This window comes from Variovorax beijingensis (assembly GCF_003951285.1).
In the GTDB taxonomy this organism is placed as follows: domain Bacteria; phylum Pseudomonadota; class Gammaproteobacteria; order Burkholderiales; family Burkholderiaceae_C; genus Variovorax; species Variovorax beijingensis.
The window spans coordinates 40,063-57,994 of the sequence record NZ_RXFQ01000013.1; the positions used below are offsets into that span (position 1 = coordinate 40,063).

The following is a 17,932-nucleotide window of genomic DNA, read 5'->3' on the forward strand; positions in this document are numbered from 1 at the left end:
ATGGGAAAATCTCCTACGCCGCGGCGACGCCCGGCAGGCCAGGTTCGAGGCCTCGGCAGGAAAAAGACGAACGATGCAGGGCGCCACGCGAATCGGAATTTCTGGCTGGCGCTACGCGCCATGGCGCGGCCGCTTTTATCCTGAGGGATTGGCGCAGCGCCTCGAGCTCGACTTCGCATCGCGCATGCTGCCCACCATCGAGATCAACGGCTCTTTCTATTCGCTGCAGCGCCCCGTGTCCTACCAGGCATGGCACGACGCGACGCCCGACGATTTCGTGTTTGCGGTGAAGGGACCGCGCTACATCACCCACAACCTGCGGCTCAAGGAACCGCGCGGTGCGCTGGCCAACTTCTTTGCATCGGGCGTGTTCGCGCTGGGCGCCAAGCTCGGGCCCATTCTCTGGCAGTTGCCGCCGTCGTTCGCCTACGACGCCGATCGCCTCGAGGAGTTTCTGGCACTGCTGCCCCGGGACGGCCGGTCCGCCCTCGGGCTGGCGCGGCAGCACAACGAGAAGCTTGCCGACGACCGCACGTTGCTGAAGGCGCCCGCGAAGCTGCGCATCCGGCATGCGGTGGAAGTGCGCCATGCGAGCTTCGCGAATCCGGATTTCATTGCGATGCTGCGCCGGCATGGCGTCGCGCTGGTCGTCGCCGACACGGCGGGGCGCTGGCCGCTGCTCGAAGACCTGTGCGCCGACTTCATCTACATGCGGCTGCACGGCGACAAGGAGCTCTACGCGAGCGGCTACGACGATGCCGCGCTCGACCGCTGGGCCGAGCGCATCGATGCCTGGCGCCATGGACGCCAGGTGAAGGACGCAAGGTTGATCGCGCCTTCGCGCCGGCTCTCCGGACGCAAGGGGCGCGACGTCTTCTGCTACTTCGACAACGATGTCAAGGTGCACGCGCCCTGCGACGCCGCACACCTGGCGGCCCGGCTCGGCGTGGCCACCGGCCTGGGGGCGGACGACCGCTTCGGCCTGCCGCCGGACATGGCCGCGCGAAAGCCGGCGCGTGCGCGGGCAGGCAGGAAGTAGCGCGGCGCTGGGTCCCGCCTCAGTCGTGCAGCGACGAAAGGAATTGCTTCAGCTCGGCCGTCTGCGGATTGCCGAACATGTCCGCCGGCGGCCCCATCTCGTGCACGCGGCCCTGATGCATGAAGATGACGCGGTCGCTCACCTTTCGCGCAAAGCTCATCTCGTGCGTGACCATCAGGAGCGTCATGCCTTCGTCGGCCAGCGACTCCACCACGCGCAGCACCTCGCCCACCAGTTCGGGGTCGAGCGCCGAAGTGATCTCGTCGCACAGCAGCACGGCGGGTTCCATCGCCAGCGCGCGGGCGATGGCCACGCGCTGTTGCTGGCCGCCCGAGAGCTGCTCGGGCATGGCGTCGAACTTTTCGGCCAGGCCCACGCGCTCGAGCAGCTTGCGCGCCTGCGAAGCCGCCTCCATGCCGCTGCGCTTCTTCACCAGCGTGGGGGCGAGCATCACGTTCTTGCCGACCGTGAGATGCGGAAACAGGTTGAAGCTCTGGAAGATCATGCCCACGCGCTGGCGCAGCTCGCGCATGGCCATGGCGCTCTCGTGCAGCAAGGGCTTGCCATCGACCGTGAGCGAGCCTTCCTGGAACACCTCGAGCCCGTTGATGCAGCGCAGCAGCGTGCTCTTGCCCGAGCCGCTCTTGCCGATGATGGCAATGACCTCGCCGCGTTTCACGTCGAGGTCGATGCCCTTGAGCACCTCGTTGGCGCCATACGACTTGCGCAGCGCGGTCACGCGCACGATCGGCGCGGCAAGGGTCGGGGGTTCAAGCACGGCGGCCATGGGATTTCCTCTCGAGATTCTTGGCGTACAGGCTTACCGGGAAGCACAGCACGAAGTAAAGCAGCGCCACGCAGCTGAACACCACGAAGGGCTGGAAGGTGGCGTTCGAAATCATGCTGCCGGCCTTGGTGAGTTCGACGAAACCGATCACCGAGGCGAGCGCAGTTCCCTTGATCACCTGCACCAGGAAGCCGACCGTTGGCGCGATCGCGATCTTCACCGCCTGCGGCAGGATCACGTGGCGCATCTGCTCATTGAAGCTCAGCGCCAGGCTGCCCGAAGCTTCCCACTGGCCCTTGGGAATGGAGGCCACGCAGCCGCGCCAGATCTCGGTGAGGAAGGCGCTGGTGTAGAGCGTGAGCGCCACGCTGGCCGCAGCCCATGCCGACACGTCGATGCCGAACAGCGCAATGCCGAAGTAGGCGAGAAACAGCTGCATCAGCAGCGGGGTGCCCTGGAACAGCTGCACGTAGAGGCCGACGGCGCGACCCATGGCGCTGCCGCCGCGCAGCCGCAGGAACAGCAGCAGCGCGCCCACCAGCCCGCCGCCGATGAAGGCGATGAGCGAGAGCACGACGGTCCAGCGCAGCGCCATCAGCAGGTTGCGCAGGATGTCCCAGAGAGAAAAATCGACCATGGTGGTGGCGTCCTGCGTTCAGCGGCCGAAGAAGAATCTCGGCCCGGCCCAGTTGAGCAGCCTGCGCAGCGCAACGGCCAGTGCCAGGTAGAGCAGCGTGGCGACGATGAAGGCCTCGAAGGCGCGGAAGTTGCGGCTCTGGATGAGGTTGGCCGCGTAGCTCAGTTCCTCGGTGGAGATCTGTCCGCACACGGCCGAGCCCAGCATCACGATGATGATCTGGCTCACCATGGCGGGCCACACCTTCTTGAGCGCCGGCGGCAGCACCACGCGGGTGAACACCTGCACCTTGTCGAGCGCCAGGCTCACGGCCGCCTCGATCTGTCCCTTGGGCGTGGCCTCGATGCCGGCGCGGATGATCTCGGTGGCGTAGGCCCCGAGGTTCAACACCATCGCGATCACCGACGCCACCTCCGGCGTGAGCTTGACGCCCGCCGCGGGCAACCCGAAGAAGATGAAGAACAGCTGCACGATGAAGGGCGTGTTGCGGATCAGTTCCACATAGCTGCCGACCACCCAGCGCAGCCACGCCGGCCCGCTGGCGCGCGCCCAGGCGCAGGCCACGCCCACGGCCATGCCGATGACGGTGGCGATGGCGGTCAAGCCGACCGTCCACGCGATGCCCTTGGCGAGCAGCCGCCAGTCGACGAGAACTGCACCGAAGTCGAATTCCATGGCCGCGCCTTTGTTCGAGGTTCAGCGAGCGAGGCTCAGACCGGCAGGTCGCCCGCGGCCTTGCCGAGCCACTTCTTCGACATGGCGTCCAGCGTGCCGTCCTTCTTGGCGGCGGCAATGATCTCATTGACCTTGGCCTTCAAGGCGGTTTCGCCCTTGGCCACGCCGACGAAGCAGGGGCTGTCTTTCAGCAGCAGCTTGAATTCGGCGCTCACCTTCGGGTTCTTGGCGAGCATGTCGCCGGCCACCGCCGCGCTGGTGGCAAGGGTTTGCGTCTGGCCGGCAACGAAGGCCGCAATGGTCGCGTTGTTGTCCTCGAAGCGGCGGTAGTCGACGTTCGGCGGCGCCACCTTGTTCAGTTCCTGGTCCTCCATTGCGCCGCGCGTCACGGCGACGGTCTTGCCGGCCATGTCGGCAAAGCTGGTGAGCTTCATGCTCTTGGCCGCGTACACGGCCTGGAAGAAGGGCGCGTAGGCCGAGGAAAAATCGATCACCTTCTCGCGCTCGGCGTTCTTGCCGAGCGTGGAGATCACGAGGTCGGCCTTGCGGGTCTGCAGGTAGGGAATGCGGTTGGCGCTGGTCACGGGCACCAGCTCGACCTTGACGCCGAGCTTGGCGGCGATCAGTTCGGCCATTTCCACATCGAGGCCCTGGGGCTTCATGTTCCTGTCCACCGAGCCGTAGGGCGGATAGTCGGTGGGCACGGCGATCTTGATGGTCTTGGCCTTCAGCACGTTGTCCAGGGCGTTCTGGGCCTGGGCAGTACCTGCCGCCGCCAGCATGGCAACGGATGCAAGCGCGAGCGAGAGGTGGCGTTTGGACGAAGAGAAAGTCATAGCAGGGCTCCTAGGTAAGTCGATGAATCGGTGTCGTCGGGAGAGGGCGCGGCCGCCTTGCGCCGCCTGGGGCCGGCCGCGGTGGTTTTCTTCTTCTGCTGCAGCGGCGCCAGCGCGTCGCGCAGCTGTGCGAGCGGATCGGTGGGCGCCTGCACGCGCAGCGCCGACTGCACCGTGCCGATGTGCGCAGCCATCAGCGCCTCGGCGGCGGCGTGGTCGCCCCGCTCGAGGGCGGCGACGATCTGCACGTGGTCCTCGCAGGACTGCACGGCGTCGTGCGTGGACTGGTAGAGCATGGCGATCAGCGTGGTGCGCGCGGTGAAGTCGCGCAGCGTGTCGGCCAAGAGCGTGTTGCCCAGGCATTCGGCCAGGCACACGTGGAAGTCGCCGAGCAGGAAACTGCGGTTGCCGACGTCGCTCTCTTTCAGTGCGGCCTTTTCACGCTGCAGGTGCGCCTTCAGCTGGCGCAGTGCGGCCTTGTCGATCTTGCCGGTGCTGCCCGTACTGCGGATCAGGCCGAGCTCGATGACGCGGCGTGCCTCGAAGGCTTCGCGCGCCTCGTCCTGCGAGGGTTCGATCACGAACCAGCCGCGCCGCGCACTCACCGTGACGATGCCGCGCGCCGCCAGCCGGGTGAGGGCCTCGCGCACGATGGTGCGGCTGCAGTCGAACAGCATGGCCAGCGGCTGCTCGCCCAGGCGCGAGCCTGGTGCGAGCTTCTGCGCCATCACCGCCTCGACGATGCGTGCACTGATTTCGGATGCGGATGTAGACATTGGCATGCATACCAGCAGCTTTTGTGCCAACTGGTATGCAAGATGTGTGCACCGAAATGGGTTGGTGCTGCGTGGCGGTGGTGCGCGCTTGTGAGTCTTGGCGCCTTGTTGGGGTGTCCAGGGGCTCTGTTTTCAGGGCTCTGCCGTTCAGGGCGCGCTCCCTGAACAAGAGGGCCCCGAAGGAGCCCCTGAAAAGCCAGCGATCAATCCATCCGCGCGCCCGAAGCCTTCACCGCCTTATCCCAGCGCGGCGTCTCGGTGGCCAGGAAGCGCGCGAAATCTTCGCTGCCCAGGTAGGCCGGGTCCGCGCCCTGGCTCACCATCCGGTCGCGCACCTCGGCGCTCGTCAGCACCTGCTTGAACGCGTCGCTGAGCCTGGCGACCACGTCCCTGGGCGTGTCCTTCGGTGCGAAGAAACCGTAGAAGCCCACCACCTCGAAGCCCTTGACGCCCGACTCGATCACCGTCGGTACGTCCGGCAGGGCGGGGTTGCGCTCCCGGCTGGTCACGGCCAGGGCGCGCACCTTGCCCTGCTTGTGGTAGTTGGCGGCCTGCGGAATCGACTCGGCCATGAACTGCACCTGCCCGCCCATCAGGTCCGCGAAGGCCGGGGCGCTGCCGCGATACGGGATGTGCACCATGAAGATGCCGGTGGCGGTCTTGAACATCTCGGGCACCAGGTGGCTGATGCCGCCGTTGCCGGCCGAGCCGTAGTTGACCTGTCCGGGCCGCGCCTTGGCGTAGTCGATGAACTGCCGCAGGTTCTGCACCGGCAGCCTGGGCGTGACCAGCAGGGCCAGCGGCTGCATCGCGGTGCGCGCAATGGGCACGAAGTCGCGCTGCGTGTTGTAGGGCAGCTTGCTGTAGAGCGCGCCGTTGATCACGGCCACGCCGGTGTTGGCCAGCATCAGCGTGTAGCCGTCGGCCGGGCTCTTGGCGACCGCATCGGCACCCACCGAACCGCCCGCGCCGGGCTTGTAGTCGACGATCAGCGGCTGGCCCAGCGCAGCCTGCAGCTTGTCGGTCAGAAGTCGCGCATGCTGGTCGAGCGGGCCGCCGGCCGGAAAGCCGATGACGACCTTGATCGGCTTGTCGGGGTAGGCGGCCATGGCGGCGGCGCCGACGCCGAGCGAGGCGATTGAAAAAACCGCCAGGAGGGCGGCGCGCGCAGGTCGGGTCATGGATCGTCTCCTCTTTTTAAGTGGAGACGATCATAAGCAGCGGTTCAGCCGGCGAGCGTGGCCTTCAGCGTGATTTCCGGCACGCTCGCCAGCGCCTTCGACAGCGGGCAGCCGGCCTTGGCGGCGGCCGCGATCTGCTGGAACTTCGCTTCTTCCAGATTGGGCACCGCGGCGTCGAGCTCGAGCGCGATGCGGTCGATCTTGAAGCCTTCGCCGTCCTTGGCCAGCCGCACCGCGGCCTTGGTGTCGATGCGGGTGGCGGTGAAGCCCTCTTTCTCCAGCGCGAAGGCAAAGGCCATCGTCAGGCAGGCCGCATGGGCCGCGCCGACGATCTCCTCGGGGTTGGTGCCGCGCTTGTCGTCCTCGAAGCGGCTGGCGAAGCCGTAGGGGTAGTCCTTGAGGGCGCCGGTCTCGGTGCTGACCTGGCCCTTGCCGGTCTTGCCGGCGCCTTCCCAGTGAACGCTTGCGTGCTTGTCTGCTGCCATGAAAACTCTCCTTCGGTCGGGTGGTGGGTGATGGGAGACGCAGGTATCGCGCGGAACGCCGCGCTTGTCTGTAGTCGCAAATCGCATGCGATGAAGATCGCGAGCATCGAGCAATGGCGGGCAGGGCGTCGCCAAGGTGACGCGTCCGGGGGCTTCCCCGATGGGAGCGGCGCACGGCTCGGCTTAGGCTGCGGCCTGTCTTCTTTCTCCCCTCCCTCCGCCTCGCCTTGACCATGCAACCACGCCCGCACCACAAGTTCTGGCCCAAGCGCCTGCCACATTCGATCACCGTCCCCGCCACCTCGCTGTGGCACAACCTCGCAACCTCGGCGGCGCGCTACCCGGACAAGGCCGCGCTGGTCTTCTTCGGCCGGGTGCTGAGCTACCGCGGCTTCGCGGACCAGGTCGAGCGGCTGGCCGGCATGCTGCATGCCCTGGGCGTGAAGCGCGGCGACCGCGTGGTGCTGGACATGCAGAACTGCCCGCAGCTCGTGATCGCGCATTTCGCGATCCTGCGCGCCAATGCGGTGGTGGTGCCGGTCAACCCGATGAACCGGGCCGAGGAGCTCAAGCACTACATCGTCGACCCCGACGCCAAGGTCGCCATCACCACCGGCGACCTGGCCGGCGAATTGGCCAAGGCCAGCAACGCGCTGCCGTCCGCGCAGCAACTGGCCCACATGATCGTGACCCAGTTCACCGACGCCTTCGACGCCGATGCGAGCGGCGACGACGCTCCGGCGCCGGCATGGAAAGAGTGGCTCGCCACGCGCCATCCGCTGCCCGAACTGGCGGGCGGCAAGGCCATGGCCTGGACCGATGCGCTTGCCGCGGGCCATGCCGCGCCCGAGCACGTGGTGGGTGCCAACGACATGGCGCTGCTGCCCTACACCAGCGGCACCACCGGCCTGCCCAAGGGCTGCGTGCACCATCATTCCAGCCTCATGCACAACGCGGTGGCCAGCCAGCTCTGGGGCCAGGCCACGTCGGAGGCGGTGGTGCTGGCGGTGGTGCCCATGTTCCACATCACGGGCGTGGTGAGCATGATGCACACCTCCATCCTGGCCGCGGCCACGCTGGTCATCATGCCGCGCTGGGACCGCGAGGTGGCGGGCCGGCTCATCTCGCGCTGGAAGGTCACGAGCTGGACCAACATCCCCACCATGGTGATCGACCTCATGGCCAGCCCGAACTTCGCGAGCTACGACCTGTCGAGCATCACGCACATCGGCGGCGGCGGCGCGGCCATGCCGCAGGCCGTGGCGCAGCGCCTCTTCGAGCAGTACGGCCTCAAGTACCAGGAGGGCTACGGCCTCACCGAAACCGCCGCGCCCTCGCACACCAATCCGTCGGATAACCCCAAGCAGCAATGCCTGGGCATTCCGTTCATGAGCACCGATGCGCGCGTGGTCGACCCCGACACGCTCAAGGAAATGCCGATCGGCGAATCGGGCGAGATCATCATCCACGGCCCCGAGGTGTTCCAGGGCTACTGGAAGCGTCCCGACGCCACGCAGGCAGCCTTCGTCGAGTTCGGGGGCAAGCGCTTCTTCCGCTCGGGCGACATGGGCCGCATGGACGAGGACGGCTACTTCTTCATGACCGACCGCCTCAAGCGCATGATCAACGCGAGCGGCTTCAAGGTATGGCCCGCCGAGGTCGAGCTGCTGATGTTCCGCCATCCCGCGATCCAGGAGGCCTGCGTCATTTCCACCCGGGACGACTACCGCGGCGAATCGGTCAAGGCGGTGGTGGTGCTGCGCGCCACGCACAAGGACACCACCGAGCAGCAGATCATCGACTGGTGCCGCGAGAACATGGCGGTCTACAAGATCCCGCGCAAGGTGCAGTTCGTCGACGCCCTGCCCAAGAGCGGCAGCGGCAAGGTGATGTGGCGGCTGCTGCAGGAAGACGAGAACGCCGACCGGTAACAGCGGGTTCATGCGCCCGGGCCGGGGCGTTTCGCGCCGAGAATCCGGGGCTTTGACCGCCGCCCGGTTTCCTGCCCATGCGCCTGCGCTTCCCGTTCGCCGTTTGTCTTGCGCTGCTGCCGTTGCTGTCGCAGGCCGCTTCTTCGTCCCGGACCTGCCTGGTGGTCGGCATCAGCGACGGCGACACGCTCACCGCGCGTTGCGGGCGCCTCGGTGCCTACGAGGAGGTCAAGGTGCGCATTGCCGCCATCGATGCGCCGGAGCGGGCGCAGCCCTACGGCCAGCGCAGCAGGCAGGCGCTGAGCCGCATCTGCTATTTCGAGCAGGCGGTCATCACCGAGCGCGACACCGACCGCTACGGCCGCACGGTGGCCGACGTGCGCTGCAACGGCGAGGATGCCGGCACCCGGATGGTGGCCGAAGGCTGGGCCTGGGTGTACGACTTCAACGGCATCGCCACGCGCCGCGGCGGCGGGTTGTTCAAGCTGCAGGACAGCGCGCGTGCGCAGCGACTGGGCCTGTGGGCCGGTGCCAGGCCGCAGCCGCCCTGGGAATGGCGGCGCCGCCAGCGCGAAGACCATTCGGACGGCTTCCTGTTCTGAGCCTAGGACTCGCTCTTGCCCTGCACGTCCGCCACCACGCGCGCATTGCGCTGGAAGCTCCAGTAGGCGCTGGCCCAGTCCATCATCACCACGATGCGGTTGCGGAACCCGATCAGGAAGTACGCGTGCGCGAACAGCCAGAACAGCCATGCGAGCCGGCCGCTGAAGCGCAGCGGGCCGAAGGGCGTTTCCAGGTCCACCACCGCCGAATTGCGGCCGATGGTGGCCAGGTTGCCGTAGTCCCGATAGCGGAAAGGCTCGGTCGGCTCGCCCGCGATCCGGCGAAGAATGTTCGCGGCTGCCGCGCGGCCCATCTGCTTGGCGCCGGGCGACACGCCGGGCACCGGCTTGGGCGGCTTGCCGGGCGCATAGCTCAGTGCCGCGGCCAGGTCGCCCACTACACTGATCTCGGGATGGCCGGGCAGGCTCAGGTCGGACTCGACCTTGATGCGGCCCGCGCGGTCGCATTCGGCGCCGGTCGCCTCGCCCAGCATGCGCCCGAGCGGCGACGCCGCCACGCCCGCCGCCCACACCACGCAGTTGCTGTCGATGCGGTAGCTGGTGGCAGAAGCGCCGCCGGCGGCGCCGCCGGCCTCCACTTCGAGGCCGGTGGCGTCGATGGCGGTCACGCGCGCATTGAGCCGCACCTCGACGCCGAGTCGCTGGAGCTGCTCCAGCGCCTTCTGGCTCAGGCTCTCGGGCATGGCCTGGAGCACGCGTGGGCCGCCTTCGATCAGCAGCACCTGCGCGCTCCCGGGGTCGATGTGGCGGAACTCGCCGGCGAGCGTGTGCTTGGCAATCTCGGCCAGCGTGCCTGCCATTTCGACCCCCGTCGGGCCGGCGCCGATCACCGCGAAGGTGAGCAGGGCGCGGCGGCGCTGCGGGTCGGTTGCGGTTTCGGCCGCCTCAAACGACATCAGCACGCGGCGGCGAATCTCGAAGGCGTCGGCCAGCGTCTTCAGGCCGGGCGCGACGGGCGCCCATTCGTCATGGCCGAAATAGCTGTGCGTGGCACCGGCCGCGACGACCAGGTGGTCGTAGCTCACCAGGCTGCCGTTGGCCAGCCGGACCGCTCGCGCCGCCGGGTCGATGGCGCTCACTTCGCCGAGCAGCGTGGTGATGCGCGGCTGCGCGCGGAACAGGGCCCGCACCGGCGCCGCGATCGACGGCGCGGCCAGGCCGGCGGTCGCCACCTGGTAGAGCAGGGGCTGGAACAGGTGGTGGTTGGTCTTTTCGATCACCGTCACGTCCACGTCGGCGCTTTCGAGCCGGCGGGCGGCTTCGAGTCCGCCGAATCCGCAGCCGACGATGACGACATGGGGGCGAGCGGAGGCGTTGGTCGTTTGCATCGAACAGATGATACGCAGCCGATACCCAGCCGCCCTGCAAGCCGGCCGATCTTGTGCCAAAGTGGCTCCCCCCACCGATGGTTGCCCGTGGCCCGGGGCCGCACGGCATGCCAAGGGCGCGAACTTGTCCTACGCGCCTTTGCAGCGGCCATCGGCTACAAATTGCGGTTGACCCGACTGGAGACACCATGACGCTTTCCCGGCCGATCACCCAGGCGGCGAGCGCACTGCGCGACAGGTTCCGCGAAGTGCGCGCCGCCAGCCTGGCACTCGCCGCGCCGCTCTCCGCCGAAGACCAGTGCATCCAGTCGATGCCCGACGCGAGCCCGACCAAATGGCATCTCGCGCACACGACCTGGTTCTTCGAGACCGTGCTGCTCCAGCCGCATGCGGCGGGCTACCGGCCTTTCGACGAGCGGTTCCATTACCTCTTCAACTCGTACTACGAAGCGCTCGGGCCGCGCCATCCCCGCCCGCAGCGGGGGCTGCTCACGCGCCCTTCCGTGGACGAGGTGCATGCCTACCGTGCCCATGTCGACGAGGCGGTGCTTGCGTTGCTGGACGGCGGCGATGGCGAGCGCGGCTGGGCGGCCATCGAACCCATCGTCACGCTCGGGCTGCACCACGAACAGCAGCACCAGGAGCTGCTGCTCACCGACATCCTGCATGCCTTGTCGTGCAACCCGCTGCTGCCCGCCTACAGGCCAGCGGCAGGGCCCGCGCTGCGGCTGGCCGCCGTGCCGCCGGCCATGCACTGGCTGCCGCGGCCCGGCGGCATGGTGCAGGTGGGCCATGAGGGGCCGCAGCAGGGCTTTGCCTTCGACAACGAAACGCCGCGCCATGCGACCCTGCTGCAGCCCTATGCCATTGCCGACCGGCTGGTGAGCTGCGGCGACTATGCACAGTTCATTGCCGATGGCGGCTACCAGCGCCCCGAGCTCTGGCTTTCCGACGGTTGGGCGGCGGTGCAGGCGCAGGGCTGGCGCCATCCGGCCTATTGGCTGGCCGCCGACGATCCCCGGCTGCAAGGCCAGCAGCCGCAGGGCGGCTGGCAGGTGTTCGGCCTGCATGGCGTGCGGCCGATGGAGGCCGACGCGCCCGTGTCGCAGCTGAGCTTCTACGAGGCCGCCGCGTATGCCGAATGGGCCGGTGCGCGCCTGCCGACCGAATTCGAATGGGAAGCGGCCTTCGATGCGCCCGGCATCTCGCAGATGACGGGCCACGTCTGGCAGTGGACGCGCTCCTCCTACGATCCGTATCCCGGGTTCAGGCCCATGCCCGGCATCGCGGCCGAATACAACGGCAAGTTCATGGTGGGCCAATTGGTGCTGCGGGGTGGCAGCGTCGCCACGCCGCCCGGGCACTCGCGGCCGAGCTACCGCAATTTCTTTCCGCCGGCGGCGCGCTGGCAGTTCTCGGGGCTGCGGCTCGCGAAAGACATCTGAATCATGCGCAATCCAAGCTCCTCGTCCTCCTTTTCGTTTGCCGCCGCCCAGCAGCAGCAGCGCCACCCTGCCGCGCCCGCCGCCCCGGAAAGTGCGGCGCTCTCCGAGTTCGGCCGCGAGATGCAGGCGGGCCTTGCGCGCAGGCCGCGCAGCATTTCTCCCAAGTATTTTTACGACGCCGCGGGTTCGCAACTGTTCGACCGCATCTGCGAACTGCCCGAGTACTACCCCACGCGCACCGAGCTGCGCATTCTTGGCGAATGCGCAGGCGAGATTGCCGCGCAGGTGGGGCCGGGCGCCGAGATCGTCGAGTTCGGCGCCGGCTCGCTCACCAAGGTGCGGCTGCTGCTCGATGCGCTCGAGGCGCCCCGGCGCTACCTACCGATCGACATCTCTGGCGAGCACCTGGCGGCCGCTGCCGAGCGGCTCAGGGCCGATTACCCGGAGCTGGCGGTGCAGCCGATTGCGGCGGACTACACGATGCCGCTGGTGCTGCCGGCGCCGTTGCCAGGTGCGGGCAAGCGGGTGGGATTCTTCCCCGGCTCGACGATCGGAAATTTCGAGCCCGACGAGGCGCTGGCCTTCCTGCAGCTCGCGGCGCGCATGCTGCGCGGCGGCGGGCTGCTGATCGGCGTCGACCTGGTGAAGGACCCGGCCCGCCTGCATGCGGCCTACAACGACGCGCAGGGCGTGACCGCGGCGTTCAACCTCAACCTGCTGCGGCGCGCCAACGCCGAGCTCGATGCGAACTTCGACCTCGAGGGCTTTGCGCACGCGGCGTTCTACAACGCACCGAAGCAGCGCATCGAGATGCACCTGGTGAGCCGGCGGGCCCAGATCGTTTCGCTGAACGGCGAGCGGTTTGCGTTCGAGGAAGGGGAGACCATCCACACCGAGTACTCGCACAAGTTCACCGTGGAAGGGTTGCGGGCGCTGGCGGTGAAGGCGGGGTTCCGGCCGGGGGCGGTGTGGACGGATCCGGAGAGGCTTTTCAGCGTGCATTGGCTGGGGGCTTGAATTGTTTTGAGGGTCGGGGCCGGGGCGAGACCCGGCCCCCGAACTCAAAGCCATAAGCCACACAAAATCCCCACCAAAAGCAACGGGCACAATATCCCTTCCCCGTGCGGCAGCGCACCGCCAAACTGCGCCCCGCGCCACCTCCCCCTTGGAGTGCAAGACATGAAAGCAACCTGGAACGGCGTCACCATCGCCGAAAGCGACGACACCGTGCTCGTCGAAGGCAACCACTATTTCCCGATGAGCTCGCTCAATCGCGACCACGTGACCTTCAGCAACCACAAGACCACCTGCGCGTGGAAGGGCACGGCCAGCTACTACTCGCTGCTGGTCAACGGCGAGCTCAACACCGACGCCGCCTGGTACTACGCCGACCCGAAGCCCGAGGCCGAGGAAATCCGCGACCGCGTGGCGTTCTGGAAGGACGTGAAAGTCACTGCGTCGTGACCACGGCCGCATTCGCCCCACCATTCATCCAGCCCGCCGAGCTGCAGGCCGCGCTGCGCGAACAAGGCTATGCCGTGTTGAGCCCGCAAGGCGTGAGCGACTGGCTGGGCGTGCCGCTTGCGCAACTCGAAGCGCTGCATGCCGACTGGAGCGATCTTCCGCCGGACGAATACCTGAAGGACGGCGGCCGCTATCGCACGCGGCGCCACGCCTGCTTCACGGTCGAAGGCGATTCGATCGCGCAGGCGCCGCACCGTGCGCACTGGCAGCCGGTCGAATACAACGCGCTGCATGGCGGCATGCAGCGCTGGTTCGCGCCCATGCACGAAGCCACCGTGGCGCAGCCGGCCTGGCTGCGTCTGTTGCAGCGCCTGGGCGAAGCCGCGAGCGGCATGCGCGGCGCGGCGGCGGCGCAGCCGTGGTTCGTCGAGGCGCACCAGTTCCGCATCGACACCGCGGGCGGCATCGGCCGGCCCACGCCCGAAGGCGCGCACCGCGACGGCGTCGACCTGGTGGCGGTGGCGCTGGTCGGGCGCAGCGGCATCAAGGGCGGCGAAACGCGCGTGTTCGAAGCCAGCGGCCGGCGCGGCGAGCGCTTCACCATGACCGAGCCCTGGTCGCTGCTCCTGCTCGACGACGCGCGCGTGATCCACGAGTCCACGCCGATCCAGCCGCTCGAGGAGGGCGGCGCGGGCTGGCGCGACACGCTGGTCGTCACCTGCCGCGCCGGGGGTTTCCAGGGGGATTGATCCCGCTGGCTTGAGTCCTACAGCCACTGCCCGGCGCAGAGGTTAAATTCGGGGCCCGGCTCGGTTGCGAGCCGCGCCTGTCCGCGAACGAAAAAGTGAGGTCCGCCATGTTCAATCACATCCTGGTTCCGATCGACGGCTCCGAAACTTCCATGCTCGCGGTCAGCAAGGCCAGCGGCCTGGCGCTGGCGTTCGGAAGCCGCATCACGTTGATCCACGTGATCGACAACTATCCCTTCATCGGCGTGGGTGCGGACTACGCGCTGGGCCAGAACGAATACCTGGCCGCGGCCACCGCGAGCGCGAATGCGGCGCTCGCGCGCGGCGTGGCGGCACTCGCCGCCGAAGGCCTGCACAGCGACCAGCGCGTGATCGACGGCCACGTGGTGCACGAAGGCATCGTCGACACCGCCATTGCCATTGCGGCCGACCTGATCGTGATGGGCTCCCACGGGCGCAGCGGCATCGAGAAGCTGCTGCTGGGCAGCGTCACGCAGCGCGTGCTGCAGGATGCGCCCATGCCGGTGCTCGTGGTCAAGGGCGGGCTGTAAGGGAAGAGAAATCGAAACCGGGCGGGCTCTGCAAGCAAAGGGCCTGCTGCGTGACCGGGTGCACGAAACCCAGTTCGCTGGCATGCAGCAGCAGGCGCGGCGCACGCGCCTGCACATCGGCGCTGCCGTAGAGCGCGTCTCCCAGAATCGGATGGCCGATCGACAGCAGGTGCACGCGCAATTGATGCGAGCGCCCGGTGAGCGGCTCCAGCAGCAGGTGCGTGGCCTCGGTCTTTCCATCCGGTGCTGAAGCCGAAGACAGCGCACGCCAGCGCGTGAGGCTGGGCTTGCCGGCGGGGTCCACTTTCTGCAGCGGGCGGTTCGGCCAGTCGGCCATGAGCGGCGCATCGATGACCGACCATTCGTCCTGCGCCGGCATCGCGCCGTCGACGATGGCCTGGTAGCGCTTGTGCACCCGGCGCTCGGCAAAGGCGTCGCCGAGTGCACGCTGCATGGCCGCGCCGCGCGCCATCAGCACCAGCCCGCTGGTCGCCATGTCGAGCCGGTGCACCACCAGCGCATCGGGCCAGCGCCGCATGGCGCGCGCGCTCAGGCAGTCCTGCTTGTCTTCGCCCCGCCCGGGCACGCAGAGCAGGCCGGCGGGCTTGTTCAGCACCAGCAGGTGGGCGTCTTCGTGGATGAGGTCGATGTCCGGCATGGGTAGCCCGGAGTGTAGAGAGCAGAGCCCGCGTTCACTGCTGCACCTTGGCGCTGCGCTCATGCGAAGCTCATGAAGCCTCGGCTATCCTCGAACAGATGTCCGGCCCTGCCTCTCCCGCCCCCGCTCCCGTTTCCCCGGGCTTTACCGAACTCCGGCGCGAGCGCCCGTTCATGCAGATGTGGGTGGCACGGCTCTTCGGCACCGCGGCCTCGCAGATGCTGCTGGTGGCCATCGGCTGGCACATGTACGAGCTCACCGGCAGCGCGTGGGATCTCGGGCTGGTGGGCCTGTACCAGTTCGTGCCGGCCTTGCTGCTCGCGCTGCTGGCCGGCCACGTGGTCGACCGCCACCACCGCGGCCGTATCGTGGCGGCCTGCTTTGCGGTGCAGGGGCTGGTGGCGCTGGTGCTGCTGCTCGCGGTGGTACAGCGCTTCGACACGCGCGGCCTGCTGTTGGGGCTGTCGCTGGTGCTGGGCGCGGTGCGGGCCTTCCAGATGCCGGCGCAGCAGGCGCTCACGCCGCTGCTGGTACCGCCCGCGATGCTGCCGCGCGCCATGGCGTTCAGTTCGGCCGGCATGCAGGGCGCGATCATCGGCGGGCCGGCGCTCGGCGGCCTGCTGTTCGTGGCCGGCATGGCGGTGGTGTACGGCGCCAGCGTGCTGTGCTTCGCGGCGGCCTGCGTGCTGGTGCTGCGGCTGCGCTATGCCTACACGCCGGCCGCGCGCGAGCCGGTCACGCTCGCCACGGTGTTCGCGGGCGTCGATTTCATCTGGAAGCGCAAGCCGGTGCTCGGCGCCGTCTCGCTCGATCTCTTCGCGGTGCTGCTGGGCGGCGCGGTGGCGCTGCTGCCGATCTACGCCAAGGACATCCTGCACACGGGCCCCTGGGGGCTCGGCCTGCTGCGCGGAGCGCCCGCGGTGGGCGCGCTGGTGATGTCGATCGCCCTCACGCGCCGGCCCATCGAGCGCAACATCGGCCGCACGCTGCTGTTGGCCGTCGGGCTCTTCGGGCTGTGCATGGTGGTGTTCGGCATTTCGCGCAGCTTCATCGTCTCGCTGATCGCGCTGGCGGTGTCCGGCGGGGCCGACATGGTCAACGTGGTGATCCGCCAGACCCTGGTCCAGCTCGAGACGCCTGATGCGATGCGCGGGCGGGTCAGCGCGGTCAACTCGATCTTCATCGGCGCCAGCAACCAGCTGGGCGAGTTCGAATCGGGGGCCACGGCGGCGCTGCTCGGGCCGGTGGGCTCCGTGGTGGTGGGCGGCGTGGGAACCATGATGGTGGCGCTGGGCTGGTTCAAGCTGTTCCCGTCGCTGGCGCAGCGCGACCGGTTGGTGGTCGCGATGCCCGCGGCGGCCAAGTAGGGCGCAGCGCCGCGGCCTTCAGAAGACCGAAAACGCCTGGGGCGCATCGATCGTGAGGTCGCTCTGCGCCTCGGCCACGCAGGGCAGGATCCAGCCCTCGGCCTTTTCCTCGGCGCTCAGGCCGGGCCATTCGATGGTGTGGCGGATGGAGCCTGCCACCAACTGGCAGATGCAGGTGCGGCAGGTGCCGTTGCGGCAGGAACTCGGCATTTCGATGCCGGCCGCCTCGGCCGATTTCAGCAGCGTGGTGCCGGCCTCGGCGTCGAAGCCGAGGCCCGACGGTTCGAGCCGGACCCTCATCGCTGCGGAGGTTGTTGCTGCTGCTCGCGGCGCTGTTCGCGCAGCATGAAGAGATAGAGACTTTCGACCTTCTCGCGCGCCCATGGCGTCTTGCGCAGGAACTTGAGGCTGGAGCCCACGCTCGGGTCGATGGCGAAGCAGCGGATCGGAACGAGTTCGCCAAGCTGCTCCCAGCCATAGTGATCGGCCAGCGCCTTCACGATGGCCTCCAGCGTGAGCCCGTGCAGCGGGTTGCGGGGCTGGGCCGGCTTGGCGGGAGCCGGGGCCGGCCCAGCGGGGGGCTCGCCGATCACTTGTTCTTGAGCTTGCCGCGCGGGATCACCGCCGTGGTGATCGTGCGGACGGGTTCGATGCCACCGGTGCCCGCCGGCTTGGGCGGCGAAGTGTCCTTCTTCGGTTTCTTGGCTTCCTTGTTTGCGCGCTGTTGACCCTTGGCCATATCGATTCCTTTTGATGCTGCGTATGCGGCGTAGTAGCGGGCAGTTTAGCGGTGCGGCGACAATACGCAGTTCCTTTTGATTTCCCCGCATTCATGTCAGATTACGAAGTTCGCCCCGCCACCATGCGCGACGCCAAGGCCGTCGCCGAAGTCCATGCCCTGGCCGCCAAGGCTGCCTACGAAGGCATCCTGCCCGAAGAAGAGCTGCGCGTGCTGGCACCCGCCTCCCGCGAAGCCAAGTGGCGCGAAGCCATCGAGTTCAGCGAGCCGCAGGTGCAGGTGGCGGTGCAGGACGGCGAGATCGTCGGCTTCGTCGGCTTCGACCGCTCGCGCGACCCCAAGACGCCGTCCACCACGGGCGAGATCTGGGCCCTGTACGTCAAGCCCGAGCATTGGGGCAAGGGCCTCGGCGTCGCCCTCTGGGACGCCGCGCGCGAGGGCCTCGAGGAAGAGGGCTGCACCACGGTCACGGCCTGGGTGCCCATCCGCAACGACCGCGCCATGCGCTTCTTCGAGCTCGCCGGCTTCAAGCGCGAAATGAAGACCGCCAAGACCACCGCGCTGGGCACCGTGCGGGTCGAAGAGATCCGGCTCAAGCGCAGCGTCGCCTGACGCGCCGGCCGCGTACGGGTATTGCCGGCGGGCGCCGCGGTTGCGGCTA

Annotated in this window: 22 protein-coding genes; 10 read left to right on the forward strand and 12 right to left on the reverse strand. The window is 68.2% G+C overall.

Features of this window, described 5'->3' with window-relative positions; translation table 11 throughout:
• The first annotated feature begins 73 nt into the window (after positions 1-73).
• A complete protein-coding gene (locus tag EJO66_RS21475; RefSeq protein ID WP_124955881.1) occupies positions 74-1,039 on the forward strand; it encodes a DUF72 domain-containing protein in 966 nt (321 codons plus the stop codon).
• Between the two features lie 19 nt (positions 1,040-1,058).
• Here EJO66_RS21475 and EJO66_RS21480 read toward each other — a convergent pair whose 3' ends face one another.
• The 7 genes from EJO66_RS21480 to EJO66_RS21510 all read right to left on the reverse strand — a co-directional run bounded on the left by EJO66_RS21480 (position 1,059) and on the right by EJO66_RS21510 (position 6,416).
• Entirely contained in the window at positions 1,059-1,826 is a 768-nt protein-coding gene (locus EJO66_RS21480; RefSeq protein WP_124955879.1) for an amino acid ABC transporter ATP-binding protein, read from the reverse strand.
• Positions 1,810-2,463 (reverse strand): amino acid ABC transporter permease, encoded by a 654-nt coding sequence (locus tag EJO66_RS21485; RefSeq protein WP_124955877.1) that lies wholly within the window; start codon positions 2,461-2,463, stop codon positions 1,810-1,812. The genes EJO66_RS21480 and EJO66_RS21485 overlap by 17 nt, the downstream gene beginning before the upstream one ends.
• A gap of 18 nt (positions 2,464-2,481) precedes the next feature.
• Positions 2,482-3,138 carry an amino acid ABC transporter permease gene (locus EJO66_RS21490; protein WP_124955875.1) on the reverse strand — a complete coding sequence of 219 codons (657 nt, stop codon included), beginning with the start codon at positions 3,136-3,138 and terminating at the stop codon, positions 2,482-2,484.
• A gap of 35 nt (positions 3,139-3,173) precedes the next feature.
• Positions 3,174-3,974 (reverse strand): transporter substrate-binding domain-containing protein, encoded by an 801-nt coding sequence (locus EJO66_RS21495; protein WP_124955873.1) that lies wholly within the window; start codon positions 3,972-3,974, stop codon positions 3,174-3,176.
• Complete coding sequence (locus tag EJO66_RS21500) at positions 3,971-4,750, reverse strand: GntR family transcriptional regulator (protein WP_124955871.1); 780 nt, start codon at positions 4,748-4,750, stop codon at positions 3,971-3,973. The genes EJO66_RS21495 and EJO66_RS21500 overlap by 4 nt, the downstream gene beginning before the upstream one ends.
• A 203-nt stretch (positions 4,751-4,953) precedes the next feature.
• Positions 4,954-5,931 (reverse strand): Bug family tripartite tricarboxylate transporter substrate binding protein, encoded by a 978-nt coding sequence (locus EJO66_RS21505; RefSeq protein WP_124955869.1) that lies wholly within the window; start codon positions 5,929-5,931, stop codon positions 4,954-4,956.
• Positions 5,932-5,975: 44 nt separating this feature from the next.
• Entirely contained in the window at positions 5,976-6,416 is a 441-nt protein-coding gene (locus tag EJO66_RS21510) for an OsmC family protein (RefSeq protein ID WP_028256202.1), read from the reverse strand.
• 233 nt (positions 6,417-6,649) lie between these two features.
• Between EJO66_RS21510 and EJO66_RS21515 the strand changes: the two genes are divergently transcribed.
• Complete coding sequence (locus tag EJO66_RS21515; RefSeq protein WP_124955867.1) at positions 6,650-8,347, forward strand: long-chain fatty acid--CoA ligase; 1,698 nt, start codon at positions 6,650-6,652, stop codon at positions 8,345-8,347.
• Between the two features lie 77 nt (positions 8,348-8,424).
• The gene (locus EJO66_RS21520; protein WP_125966043.1) at positions 8,425-8,949 is read left to right on the forward strand and encodes a thermonuclease family protein; all 525 of its coding nucleotides are present in this window, start codon (positions 8,425-8,427) and stop codon (positions 8,947-8,949) included.
• Positions 8,950-8,951: 2 nt separating this feature from the next.
• Here the strand turns inward: EJO66_RS21520 and EJO66_RS21525 are convergent, their stop codons facing one another.
• Positions 8,952-10,298 (reverse strand): NAD(P)/FAD-dependent oxidoreductase, encoded by a 1,347-nt coding sequence (locus EJO66_RS21525; RefSeq protein WP_125966044.1) that lies wholly within the window; start codon positions 10,296-10,298, stop codon positions 8,952-8,954.
• A 188-nt stretch (positions 10,299-10,486) separates the two neighbouring features.
• Between EJO66_RS21525 and egtB the strand changes: the two genes are divergently transcribed.
• The 5 genes from egtB (at position 10,487) to EJO66_RS21550 (ending at position 14,507) form a co-directional block, all read left to right on the forward strand.
• Positions 10,487-11,743 carry an ergothioneine biosynthesis protein EgtB gene (gene egtB / locus EJO66_RS21530; RefSeq protein WP_125966045.1) on the forward strand — a complete coding sequence of 419 codons (1,257 nt, stop codon included), beginning with the start codon at positions 10,487-10,489 and terminating at the stop codon, positions 11,741-11,743.
• A gap of 3 nt (positions 11,744-11,746) precedes the next feature.
• Positions 11,747-12,760 (forward strand): L-histidine N(alpha)-methyltransferase, encoded by a 1,014-nt coding sequence (gene egtD / locus EJO66_RS21535; protein WP_124955859.1) that lies wholly within the window; start codon positions 11,747-11,749, stop codon positions 12,758-12,760.
• A 162-nt stretch (positions 12,761-12,922) separates the two neighbouring features.
• Positions 12,923-13,207, forward strand: a complete 285-nt coding sequence (locus EJO66_RS21540; RefSeq protein ID WP_124955857.1) for a DUF427 domain-containing protein — start codon at positions 12,923-12,925, stop codon at positions 13,205-13,207.
• Positions 13,204-13,956 (forward strand): 2OG-Fe dioxygenase family protein, encoded by a 753-nt coding sequence (locus EJO66_RS21545; protein WP_124955855.1) that lies wholly within the window; start codon positions 13,204-13,206, stop codon positions 13,954-13,956. Before EJO66_RS21540 ends, EJO66_RS21545 begins: the two co-directional genes overlap by 4 nt.
• Positions 13,957-14,063: 107 nt before the next feature.
• On the forward strand, positions 14,064-14,507 hold the full coding sequence (locus EJO66_RS21550; protein ID WP_015866434.1) for a universal stress protein: 444 nt from the start codon (positions 14,064-14,066) through the stop codon (positions 14,505-14,507).
• Here EJO66_RS21550 and EJO66_RS21555 read toward each other — a convergent pair.
• Positions 14,491-15,165 carry an RluA family pseudouridine synthase gene (locus tag EJO66_RS21555; RefSeq protein ID WP_124955853.1) on the reverse strand — a complete coding sequence of 225 codons (675 nt, stop codon included), beginning with the start codon at positions 15,163-15,165 and terminating at the stop codon, positions 14,491-14,493. The two genes, EJO66_RS21550 and EJO66_RS21555, sit on opposite strands and share 17 nt — an antisense overlap.
• A 173-nt stretch (positions 15,166-15,338) precedes the next feature.
• On the opposite strand from EJO66_RS21555, the gene EJO66_RS21560 reads away from it, so the two are divergent.
• On the forward strand, positions 15,339-16,532 hold the full coding sequence (locus tag EJO66_RS21560; RefSeq protein WP_124956776.1) for an MFS transporter: 1,194 nt from the start codon (positions 15,339-15,341) through the stop codon (positions 16,530-16,532).
• Positions 16,533-16,550: 18 nt separating this feature from the next.
• Here EJO66_RS21560 and EJO66_RS21565 read toward each other — a convergent pair whose 3' ends face one another.
• From EJO66_RS21565 to EJO66_RS32620, 3 genes are read right to left on the reverse strand one after another with little or no spacing between them, the layout of a single operon-like run.
• Complete coding sequence (locus EJO66_RS21565) at positions 16,551-16,832, reverse strand: 2Fe-2S iron-sulfur cluster-binding protein (RefSeq protein WP_124955851.1); 282 nt, start codon at positions 16,830-16,832, stop codon at positions 16,551-16,553.
• Positions 16,829-17,125: a VF530 family protein gene (locus EJO66_RS21570; protein ID WP_124955849.1), complete on the reverse strand. Its 297-nt coding sequence runs from the start codon at positions 17,123-17,125 to the stop codon at positions 16,829-16,831. Before EJO66_RS21570 ends, EJO66_RS21565 begins: the two co-directional genes overlap by 4 nt.
• Positions 17,122-17,271 (reverse strand): hypothetical protein, encoded by a 150-nt coding sequence (locus EJO66_RS32620; protein ID WP_164547877.1) that lies wholly within the window; start codon positions 17,269-17,271, stop codon positions 17,122-17,124. The genes EJO66_RS21570 and EJO66_RS32620 overlap by 4 nt, the downstream gene beginning before the upstream one ends.
• 93 nt (positions 17,272-17,364) lie before the next feature.
• On the opposite strand from EJO66_RS32620, the gene EJO66_RS21575 reads away from it, so the two are divergent.
• On the forward strand, positions 17,365-17,883 hold the full coding sequence (locus EJO66_RS21575) for a GNAT family N-acetyltransferase (RefSeq protein ID WP_125966046.1): 519 nt from the start codon (positions 17,365-17,367) through the stop codon (positions 17,881-17,883).
• Positions 17,884-17,932 lie beyond the last annotated feature (49 nt).